General features: G+C 33.6%; 4 protein-coding genes. All 4 read left to right on the top strand.

Annotated features, from left to right (window positions below; translation table 11 throughout):
* Position 1 precedes the first annotated feature (1 nt).
* The 4 genes from CLU81_RS03025 to CLU81_RS03010 all read left to right on the top strand — a co-directional run bounded on the left by CLU81_RS03025 (position 2) and on the right by CLU81_RS03010 (position 12,073).
* On the top strand, positions 2-3,229 hold the full coding sequence (locus CLU81_RS03025) for a type I polyketide synthase (RefSeq protein ID WP_099708474.1): 3,228 nt from the start codon (positions 2-4) through the stop codon (positions 3,227-3,229).
* Positions 3,226-6,612, top strand: coding sequence for a non-ribosomal peptide synthetase (locus CLU81_RS03020; protein ID WP_099708473.1), 3,387 nt, complete (start codon positions 3,226-3,228; stop codon positions 6,610-6,612). The genes CLU81_RS03025 and CLU81_RS03020 overlap by 4 nt, the downstream gene beginning before the upstream one ends.
* A 52-nt stretch (positions 6,613-6,664) precedes the next feature.
* A complete protein-coding gene (locus CLU81_RS03015; protein WP_099708472.1) occupies positions 6,665-7,606 on the top strand; it encodes a TauD/TfdA family dioxygenase in 942 nt (313 codons plus the stop codon).
* Positions 7,607-7,669: 63 nt separating this feature from the next.
* Positions 7,670-12,073: a type I polyketide synthase gene (locus CLU81_RS03010; protein ID WP_099708471.1), complete on the top strand. Its 4,404-nt coding sequence runs from the start codon at positions 7,670-7,672 to the stop codon at positions 12,071-12,073.
* The last annotated feature ends 2 nt before the right edge of the window (positions 12,074-12,075 follow it).

The raw sequence follows: 12,075 nt of genomic DNA, 5'->3' as shown, positions 1-12,075 counted from the left end.
AATGAAACAAATTTCTGAAAATGATATTGCCATAATAGGGATGGCTGGTCGGTTCCCTAACGCAAAAAACATAGATGAATATTGGCAAAATCTTGTTAGTGGTGTCAATAGTATCGTTAAAGTCGATGAGGAACAACTTCTTGCATCCGGTTTTTCTGAAAGTATGCTCAATCATAAGCGTTTTGTTAATGCAAGTTCAAGACTTGAAGATGCAAAATACTTTGATGCAGATTTCTTTGGACTATCAAATATAGAGGCTACACATATGGATCCTCAAATTAGATTGTTATTGCAAACGAGCTGGCATGCCATAGAAGATGCTGGTTATGATATGAGCCGTCTTGATGTAGCTGTAGGAAACTTTTGTGGAATGTCTACGAACTCTTATTTATTAAAAGTATTAGATACAAATTCATATAGTGAGCATGCAGATCCTTTGTTGTACAGAATCTTAAATGAAAAAGATTTTTTGGCAACGTGGATTTCTTATAAGCTTAATCTAACAGGACCCGCAATGAGCGTGCAAACAGCGTGTTCGACTTCATTACTTGCCGTTCATTTAGCTTGTCAGAGTTTATTGAATCGCGAATGTGATATGGCTTTGGCCGGAGGAGTATCTTTCGATTCAAATGAGAATATAGGTTATATACATACACCCGGATCCATCTATTCTAAAGACGGAGTTTGTCGTCCTTTTGACAGCGCAGCCAGCGGAACTGTTAACGGAGACGGCGTTGGTACAATTGTTTTAAAAAGAGCAACTGATGCGATTAGAGACAAGGATTATGTTTATGCATTAATTAAAGGAACTGCAACAAATAATGACGGAGCCAACAAACAGGGATATACAACTCCAAGTGTAAGTTTTCAAAGAGATGTCGTTCTTGAAGCTTCAGGAGTTGCAGATATTGATCTGGAATCTGTGGGAATGATCGAAGCGCACGGTACAGGAACTTTAATAGGAGATCCAATTGAAGTGGCTGCACTTACGGAAGCATTTCGTGAATACACAAATAAGGTACAATATTGTGCTATTGGTTCTGTAAAAGGAAATATTGGACATTTAGATGCAGCAGCAGGAATAGCTTCGATTATTAAAGCCGCATTATGTGTTAATAAAGGAATTTTGGTACCGAGTATTAATTTTTCAGAAGCAAATCCTTCTTTACAATTAAGTACTTCTCCTTTTTATGTGAGTCAAAAAACATCGGTATGGCCACAACATTTTGAACTTAGAAGAGCAGGAGTTAGTTCGTTAGGAGTTGGCGGAAGTAATGTTCACGTGCTTGTAGAAGAACCGCCAATGATCGATTTAGAAGAAGAAGAAAGCAAAAGACCTTTTGTAGTCACATTATCTTCTTTGAACCAACAAAATTTGCAATTGCAGAAAAAGCAATTATCAGAATATGTCTTGGCAAATCCAACGTTGACACTTGCTGATTTAGAATTTTCAAGCCTTTACGGAAGAAAAGTAATGCCGTACAGATTTAGTCTGGTTTGTAATGATAAAGATGAATTGGTAGCGCAATTAAACGGAATTCAAAATGATAATTGTTTTGAAGGATATGGAAATATACCCGAAACTGTGTTCATGTTTCCGGGACAAGGAAGTCAGTATGCGAATATGGCTTTAGCATTATACGAGAATAATGAAGCCTTTAAAAAGGATATGAATTATTGTTTTGATTACCTGAAAACAATATCTCAGGTTGATTTTAAAGAAACCATTTTCTCTGATGACAGTGTTTTATTAGATAAAACCGAAAATACGCAAATAGGCCTATTCATAGTTGAATATTGCCTTACCAAAGAATTAATGAGAGCCGGAATCAAACCGGATGCAATCATTGGACACAGTCTGGGAGAATATACAGCGGCTTGTATTGTAGGTTCTCTTACATTGGAAGATGCATTAAAACTCGTTTACCATCGAGGAAGATTAATGGGAATGATGCCAAAAGGAGCCATGCTTCTGGTGCAATCTACAGAAAATGACCTAAAACCATTATTGCTAAACGGAGTTTCTTTTTGTGCTTTCAATGCTGATAATAGTGTTGTAATTGGAGGATCGATAGAAGATATTAGTGAGCAATGCAGCATATTGGAATTAAATAGTATCGAATACAAAAAATTAAAAGTATCCCACGCTTATCATACACAAATGATGAACGATGTCTTAGCTGAATATGATGAAATATTGTCTCAGGCAGAGTTTAAAAGTTTTGAATCTGTGATATTTTCTACCTATACAGGTGATCTTACAGAACCGGAAGTTTTTTGTTCTAAACTGTATTGGCTAAATCAAATAATTCATCCTGTAAAGTTTTCGCAAGCGATTAAAAAGGCAGCTTCTCATTTTTCAAATCCGGTTTTTATTGAAATTGGACCAGGAAACGGATTGTCTTATTTTGCCAATACGATCTTTAATCATCAGGTTAGCACAGTTAGTTTATTGCCAAGACCATCTAATAAAAGCAATGCTGTAACTAATTTTTATGAAGCAAAAGCGATTCTTCTTGCAAAAGGAGTACGTTTTAATTTGCCTGAAGTTCACGAAGGAAAAAGAGTTCCAATACCAGGTTACGTTTTTTCAAAAGACAGGTTTTGGAAACCAAAAATCAAGATCAATTACAAGAGCTTTTACGACGTACAGGAATCTTATTATAATACCAACAATCAATATAAAAGCGACAGACTGAGATCTTCAATAGAGATTGAACTTGCTGATGATAAGGAAGTTTCAGAGGAGATATTAAACAGCTTAAATGATTTAAATGCTCAGTATTTAAATGAAGTTAAAAAGCTTTTTTCAACAACAGAAAAAATTAGTAATCTAATTGAAGTATTGTATGATGAGGTTGTGTCAGACAGTGAAGAAATAACTCCAAATGCTATACAATTCAATAAAAAAAGAAATGTCAGCAGCGTATTTGTAGCACCGGAAACAGAAACCGAAAAAAGCATCCAGGAATATTGGAGCACAATTTTAGGCTATTCTCCTGCCGGAATACAAGACAATTATTTTGAAGTAGGAGGAAACTCTTTACTGGCTACAAAATTACTTTCTCTATTGTCTGATAAATTCGAAATCACATTGTCTTTTAGAGAATTGTCGGAATGTCAGACGATAAAAGAACTGGCTGTTTTGATCGACTCAAAAAAGGAAATTCTTGAGTTAGTAGAGACTATCGAAATGGATAATAACAACGACAATTATATTGAATTATGAATATAGAATTATTGTTAAAAGAGTTAATTGAAAATAAGGTAAAGCTTTCTGTAAAGGAAGACAAGCTATTATGCCAATTGCCGGAAAAAGGAATTGACGATGCTCTGTTTTCTAAATTACAACAACATAAAGAGGAGGTTAAACAATTTATTCAGAATACAAAAAAGAATAAACTTATAAAATCACCAATCCTAAAACAGGATAAAAACGCATTAGATAAACCGCTTTCTTTTGCGCAACAGCGTTTATGGGTTTTAGATCAAATTGAAGGAAGTACACATTATAATATTTCAAATGCTTTATTATTAAAAGGAAATTTAAATAAAGCTATTTTTCAAAAAGCATTCGATACCATTCTGGAGCGTCATGAAGTATTGCGAACCGTATATGATTTGGATAAGAATGGCAATGCGATTCAGATTGTTCAACCGTTTGTTCCAATTCAAATAGGGAATGAGGACTTACGCAGTTTCAATAAAGAAGAGCAGGATACAATTATAAATAAAATTCAAACAGAAGAATCTAAAAAAGTTTTTAACCTGAAAAGCGATATCATGCTTAGGGTTAAATTACTTCAGATTAAGGAGGATGAATTTATTGCAGTAGTAAATATGCATCATATTGCTACAGACGGTTGGTCAATAGGAATTTTAATTAATGAATTTAATACTTTATATACAGCCTATTCTCAAGGTAAATCAAACCCTTTGACGGAGCTGGAGATTCAATATTCTGATTATGCACATTGGCAACAGGAAATATTAAAAGACGAAAAATTAGAAGAATTAAAAAGCTACTGGTTAAATCAATTGTCTGATTTGCCACCGGTACATAATTTGCCACTTGATTATGCACGACCTAAAGTGCAAACTTTTGAAGGCAATACAATTTACTCTCAAATTGACAGCACAACTTTAAACAGTTTAAAGAAGATATGCGATAAAGAAGGAGCGACTTTGTTTACCGGATTACATACCATTTTCGGTATTTTATTGGCAAGATATAGTAATGAAACCGACATAATAATGGGTACGCCTATTGCAAACAGAGAACAATCAGAAGTTAAAAATCTGATAGGATTCTTTGTTAATATGCTGGTGTTGCGCAGTAATTTGTCTCAGAATGAAAGTTTTGTAACGCTAATTAATCGAAATAAAGAGATGATGTATGATGCTTTTTCGCATCAGCAAATGCCTTTTGATATGTTAGTTTCAGAATTACAACCAAAGCGAAATCCAAATTACAGTTCTCTTTTTCAGATTATGTTTGTTTTGCAAAACAATGAAAGAGCAGAACCGAAACTACCGGAATTATCTTTAAAACAAATCGAACAATCAAAGCCATTTGCCATGTACGATTTGTCTTTTACAGTTAACGAAGACGAGAATGGTTTATCCTTAAGTTGGGAATACAACAAAGACATTTTTAAGAGAGAATCAATAGAAAGAATGTCTAATCATTTTGAACGCCTGTTTAAATCATTAATAGAATTTCCGAACGCAAATGTGGGCAAAGCCAATATCATTAGCAATCAGGAACGAAATGAGCTGATTATTGGTTTGAACCAGACAGATGTAAAATATGAAACAGATAAAACTGTACTTGATCTGTTTGAAGAACAGGTAAAAAGTACTCCGGATTATACAGCAGTCAAATTTGAAGAAAAAGAATATTCGTATCATCAATTAAATCAATTGGCGAATCAATTGGCCAATTATCTAAAAGAAAATTACGGAATCACAGCCAATGATTTAGTTGGAATACAATTAGACAGAAGCGAAAAAATGCCTTTGTCTATTATTTCCATCTTAAAAGCAGGCGGAGCTTATGTGCCTATTGGAATTGATTATCCGGAGGATCGAGTAAGTTACATTATCGAAGATGCCAAAATAAAGGTTATGATTAATGAAAGGGAATTGGAAAAATTCTTCTCAGTAAAAGATGATTATTCTACAGAGAACCTTTCTTTTAAGCCAGTTCCAAGTGATTTAGCCTATTGCATTTATACTTCCGGTTCAACAGGAGTGCCAAAAGGAGTTTTAAATCAACATGCCGGTTTGTTCAACAGATTAGTATGGATGAAAGATGATTTGAATGTCAAAGAAAAGGAAGTTTTTTTACAGAAAACGCCTTATACATTTGATGTTTCGGTATGGGAATTTTTACTTCCTGTAAGTATTGGCAGCACCTTGATTATTGCAAAACCGGACGGACACAAAGATCCGGAATATCTAAAAGAAATAATAGAGAAAGAACAAGTAAGTATCATTCATTTTGTTCCTTCGATGTTAAGTGTTTTTCTGCAATTTGCTACTTACAAAGAAGTTTCAGCCCTTAAACATATTATCTGTAGTGGTGAAGAATTACTTCCTAAAATAGTAAGTCAGAGCAAAACACAATTTCCTCAAACCAGAATTCATAATTATTACGGGCCAACAGAAGCTGCCATAGATGTAACTGCGATAGACGTTACAGATTTGGAAATTTCAAATACCGTAACCATTGGAAAACCTGTTGCAAATACAAGAATTTATATTGTTGATAGCGAACTTAATTTACAGCCGGCAGGAATTGCGGGAGAACTATTAATATCTGGAATACAGGTAGCCAAAGGATATCTTAATCTGCCTGATTTAACAAAAGAAAGATTTATCAACGATCCATTTATTTCCGGCGAAAGAGTTTACAGAACGGGAGATATCGCATCATGGAATGAAGACGGAACAATAAAATATTTGGGCAGAAAAGACAATCAGGTTAAAATAAGAGGTAACAGAATCGAATTGGGCGCAATAACAACCTCATTGTTATTAAAACCGGATTTAAAGGAAGCTGTTGTAACCGTTTATAAAAAAGAAGATTTAGAACATGAATTAGTTGCTTATATAGTTTCTGATGAAGTTCAGAATGCATCGGCTTTGCGCAAGTTTTTATCGGACAGAATTCCGGAATATGAAATCCCTTCCTATTTTGTTCAGGTAGATAAATTAACACTTTCATCCAACGGAAAAGTAGATACAAAATCATTGCCAAGTCCGGAACATCATAAACTATCGACCGGAATTGCCTATGAATCTCCACGAAATGAAAAAGAAGAAAAGCTAATTCAAATTTTCGCAAATGAACTTGGCAGAGATCATAAAGAGATCGGAATTCATGATAACTTCTTTGACTTAGGAGCCAATTCTATTAAACTAATTAAAATTCTGAACACCATAAACAAAGAATTCGACATGGATTTAAAACCTGTCTTATTGTTTCAATATGCCACAATAAATGCATTAGTAGAATATGCATTTACTGAAATTTCAGAAGAAGAGGACGAAGACGATTTTGCTCTTTCAGATGAAATTGACAGTTTGATAGATCTCATGGAGGATTAAAATCCCAAAGAAATAATGACTCATTTTATTTTACTAATTAAATAATAACAATATGGAAATTAAAAATGTTGAAGAAATAGCCGGTTTAAAAATTTTACTTCAAATAGATGAAGATATTTCTCCAGTTGATTGGGCAAAAAACAATAAGGATTTTGTTGAATCATTTCTGTCTACAGAAGGAGCATTGCTAATCAGAGGTTTTAAAAATGTAGATGAAAATGAGTTTGGTGAAATTTTAGGAAATCTGTTTGGCGAAGAACTATTGGATTATACTTATAGATCAACTCCAAGAACCGAATTAAAAAACAAGGTATATACGGCGACTGAATATCATCCTTCTGAAACTATTCCTCAGCATAACGAAAATGCATATTCTAATGCGTGGCCAATGAGAATAGGATTTTTATGTGTAACTGTAGCGCAAAAATTAGGAAACACACCAATATCAGACAGTCGTTTGGCGTATCAAAAAATACCAAAAGAAATACGTGATGAATTTGAAAGAAAAGGAATTATGTATGTGCGAAATTATTCGGATATAGATTTGCCCTGGACAGAAGTTTTTCAGACAAATGACAAATCAGAGGTAGAGAACTTTTGCAGAAAAAACAATATCGATTTTGAATGGACTGAGAACGGATTGAGAACAAAACAAACCAATCAAGCCAGTATTAGCCATCCTGTAACTAATGATAAACTTTGGTTCAACCAAGCTCATTTGTTTCATGTAAGCAGTTTAGAAGAAGAAATCCAGGAAGGTCTTATTGAACTTTTGGGAGAAGAAAATTTACCAAGGAACGCTTATTATGGAGATGGAACTCCTATTGATTTAGAAACACTTGCGTTGATAAGAAATGTATATGAAGATACAAAAGTTACTTTTCAATGGGAGAAAAATGATCTTTTGATTTTAGATAATATGCTTTATACCCACGGTAGAGAACCTTTTGAAGGACCAAGAAAAATTTTGGTTGGTATGGGAAGAAAGTACTAACCATCAAAGAATACAGAACACGCCATTATCCAAAAAAATATAATTAATTAAATCATTTTAAGAGTGAGTCTTGTCAATAATAACGAAGTAAAGCGCGACCAACGAAAAAAGGATATTGCCATTATTGGTTTATCCGGGAGATTTTCTCAGTCAAATGATATCCAGTCTCTTTGGGATAATCTAATTAAAGGAAAAGAATTAAATCATACACCTTCGCCTGAAGAACTTAGAAAAGCGGGAGTAAGTGAAACATTGATTGATAATCCGAGATATATTTTTTCGAAATCACATATCGAAAACTCGGAAAGTTTTGATTATTCTTTCTTTGGTTATTCAAAAGATGAAGCGGAGTTAATGAATCCACAAATCAGACTGATGCATGAGCAAGTATGGTTAGCATTAGAAGATGCAGGCTGTAATCCTCATGAATACAGCGGAAAAATTGGGTTGTACCTGGCTGCGTCTGATGATTTGAACTGGAGATCACACGCCTTAATCAATCCTAATAGTCAGGTTGGTGATTTTATGGGGACAAGATTGGCCAATAAATCATTTATAAGCACTCTTATTTCCTATAATTTAGACTTAAAAGGACCAAGTTATTATATTGATACCGCATGTTCGAGCTCTTTATCTTCCATACATATTGCTTGTAGAAACTTATTGCTTAAAGAATGTTCAATAGCAGTTGCAGGCGCAGCATGTTTAATGTCAACCGAAGATGGTGACAGCGGATATCTGTATGAAGAAGGAATGGTTTTTTCAGAAGATGGTCGTTGCAGAGCTTTTGACAAAGATTCCTCGGGTACCTTTTTTGGAGAAGGAGTGGGTGTAATAGCACTAAAAAGATGGGAAGATGCAATACAAGACAAAGATCATATTTATGCTGTTATAAAAGGAACAGCCGTTAATAACGACGGAAAAAGAAAAGTAGGTTATACTGCTCCAAGTATAATTGGTCAGGCAGAATGTATAAAATTAGCCCACCGAATTGCCGGAGTTGAACCGGAAAGTATCAGTTATATAGAAGCACACGGAACAGGAACGAAATTAGGAGATCCTGTAGAAATTGAGGCTCTGAACAAAGCGTTTAATTACAATATTAATCACCGTTGTGCTATTGGTTCTATCAAATCAAACCTTGGTCATCTGGATACCGTAGCAGGAATTGTTGGTGTGATTAAAACGGCACTTTCGTTAAAAAACAAAACGCTTCTGCCTTCTATAAATTACAGCAGTCCAAATCCGGAAATAAATTTTTCGTCAGGTCCATTTTATGTGAATGACAAGTTGCAAAACTGGGATCGAAAAAACAATGAATTATTAAGAGCCGGTGTAAGCAGTTTTGGAATTGGCGGTACAAATGCACACGCTATTCTTGAAGAAGAACCTGCAGCTGAGGTAAGTATAAAAAAAGAAGGAAATAAGTTATTGGTATTTTCTGCAAAAACTAAAACAGCATTACTTAATTATCAGAATAAGCTAAAGGATTTCATTAAAGAAAAAGACTCACTTGACCTGAACAATCTTGCCTATACATTACAAACAGGAAGGAAACATTTTGAATACAGAAATTTTTTGGTTTGTAAAAATAACGCAGAAGCAATCGAGGCATTAGAGAATATTGCACAAAAAACACCTTCAGAGAAAACTTCCGGTGGAACAAAAGATTTGGTCTTTATGTTTTCCGGTGGTGGAAGTCAATATTACAAAATGGCTTGGGAATTGTATCTTAATGAACCTTATTTTAAAGAGGTTATGGATCAGGGTTTTGCGGTATTAAAAAGTAAAACCGGAAAAGAGTTTGAAAAAATAATTGGCTATTGGGAAGATGACAATACAGATAACGATTTGATTAATTCAATCGAATATATGTTACCTATTCTTTTTTTGGTCGAATATGCATTAGCCCGTTTATTAATGAGTATTGGTATTCAGCCTAATTGCATGATTGGACATAGTTTAGGCGAATATGTTGCAGCTTGTATTAGTGGAGTATTTTCTTTTGAAGACGCTTTGGATATGGTTCTAAAAAGAGGAGAACTAACAAGTAGATTACCTGAAGGAGGTATGGTTGGAGTAGAACTTTCAGCAGAAAAAGTACAAACCTATCTCACTGAAAAACTATCAATTGCAACGATAAACATGGAGAATTCCTGCGTGATTTCCGGTGCAAAAAAAGATATTATTGATTTTATCAAAGTATTAGAACAAAATGATATCGACTATACGGAATTAAAAATTTCAATAGCAGCGCATTCTATTTTGCTCGACGAAATATTAGATGATTACAGAAAAGCAATTAAAGACATTCAGTTTCATGCTCCAAAAATTCCTTTTGTTTCTAATTTAAGCGGAAAAGAAATAACCGCTCAAGAAGCTGTATCACCAGAATACTGGGTTAAGCATTTGAGAAATACAGTTAATTTTTTAGGCGGAATCAGCTATTTATTAGAGAAAAGAAATGCCAATTATATAGAAATTGGATCAGGAGGAATTCTAACTTCTTTCCTAAAACAAAATAAGCTTTTTAATAAAAACAGCTTTGGAATCAATCTATTGAGACATCCTAAAGAAGAAGCAAATGATCACGAATATTACCTGCAATCGCTTGGTAAATTATGGCAAAATGGTGCAGCAATAGACTGGAATATTTTTAATGTATCTGATAATCAGCAAAAGATTTCTGCGCCTGGTTATTGTTTTGATAAAACCAGTCTGAAAGTTAAAGTCAATCCTTTCCAGCAAATGGTAGATATGGGATTATTATTTGATACAGGCAAAAGTAATTTGCAGGATTCATTTTATCAGACCAGTTGGAAAAAATCAATTGCAGTAACAGGCAATAAGAGTTCTTCTAACTATTTGATTTTTTCAGACGAAAACACTTTGTTACAACGAATCACTAATAAACTTAAGCAAGAAAATAATATAATCGAAGTTAAGCAAGGTGCCGAATATAGTGAGACACCTTCTTTAATAACGATCGATCCTTTTGAATCTGAACATTACGAAAAATTATTTAAAAGCCTTGAAGATAAAGGCGTAGAAATAGATCAGGTAATTTACAATTGGAGTTTTCAAAAAGAAGAAAATCTATTAAAAGATTCAATTCCGGTGATGCATTTGTGCCGAAATCTAATTATTAATCAAGCAGCACATTTAAAGAAAATCACTTTTATCTCAATTCTTGCTTCGACTGTTTTTGGAAACGAGTCCATAAATAATGCTCAGGCTTTAGCCAAAAAAACAGCGGGAATGATTATAAAAAATAATTCAAATATTTTCTCCTGTTTTATGGATTTTGATACTTATGAAGCATCAGAAGTATACGACAGCAGTATTTTGAATGATCTTGAATATAATTTATCGGTTTCTGAAATTGCTTATCGAAATAATCAAAGATGGGTCGCTTTTTTCGAAAAAATTAAAGTGGATACAACTTCAAATTCCGATGTTATAAAAAGCGATAAAAACTATTTAATCATGAATGGTTTTGGCAAAACAGGAAGTATTATTTCGCAGTATTTATGCAAACAATATGATGCTAAGATATTGATTACTGGAAGCCAGGCCTTAGAAAAAGATAATGATGCATTTGAAAAATTAAGTCAACTTAAAAAATCAAATGAAAAGACACATTATTACCAGATTAATCACAGTAAAACAGAAGAAATTCAAGGATTGATTCAGGAAGTCGAAAGAGAACACCGCAAAATTTCCGGAGTAATTTTTATTAATGAAGAAAACGGATTGGCAGACTTATCTGATTTGAACAATCTAATTGAATTGCAAACAAAGAAGTTTCAGCCAATACAAAATCTATACGAAAACTTTAAAGACAAAGATCTTGATTTTGTATGGTTCCCTTTGCAATTGTCGTCTTTGTTAAACGGCATAAATGAAAATATATACGCAGATACTTATGCCAGATTATTGCAAGAGCAAAATCAAGATAAGACCTTGAACTGGGCGACATTATTTCTGGATGATTTACATAAAGAAGTCCTTAATGATGAGGAGATTGCTAAAATATTTGAATTGTCTCTAAACCAAAAATTAGCTTCTGCAATTGTCTCTTTTCAAGATGTAAATACAATTGTCCAGAATTTAAAATCAAAAGAAGAAAAAGACAGTAATCTTGTTGATTCAGGTATTCAACAAGAAGCGATTAGTGATAATTATGTAGCGCCGGAATCGAGTTTAGAAAAAGAACTTTGCGAATTATGGCAATCTTTTCTTGGTTTTGATAAACTGGGAATGGAAGATAACTTTTTTGAATTAGGAGGAAACTCGCTCAAAGCAATGACTTTGCTAAAAAGAGTTCAGAAACAGCATAATGTTCAAATATCACTTAAAGATTTTTTTGCAAAACCAACGGTTACATTGTTATCACAGGAAATCAAAATTGCCAAATTAATCAAAATGCAAACGAGTAAAAAAGAAACCAAGACTTTAAAAATATAATG

Origin of the sequence: Flavobacterium sp. 9, from assembly GCF_002754195.1 — a bacterium.
Lineage (GTDB): Bacteria > Bacteroidota > Bacteroidia > Flavobacteriales > Flavobacteriaceae > Flavobacterium.
The sequence above is the reverse complement of the archived record's forward strand: the minus strand, read 5'-3'. Positions and strand labels throughout refer to the sequence as shown.

What these genes read in the sequence shown, in the direction of transcription:
- CLU81_RS03025 (WP_099708474.1), top strand. Translation starts at nt 2, where the DNA reads ATGAAACAAATTTCTGAAAATGATATTGCCATAATAGGGATGGCTGGT.
- CLU81_RS03020 (WP_099708473.1), top strand. Translation starts at nt 3,226, where the DNA reads ATGAATATAGAATTATTGTTAAAAGAGTTAATTGAAAATAAGGTAAAG.
- CLU81_RS03015 (WP_099708472.1), top strand. Translation starts at nt 6,665, where the DNA reads ATGGAAATTAAAAATGTTGAAGAAATAGCCGGTTTAAAAATTTTACTT.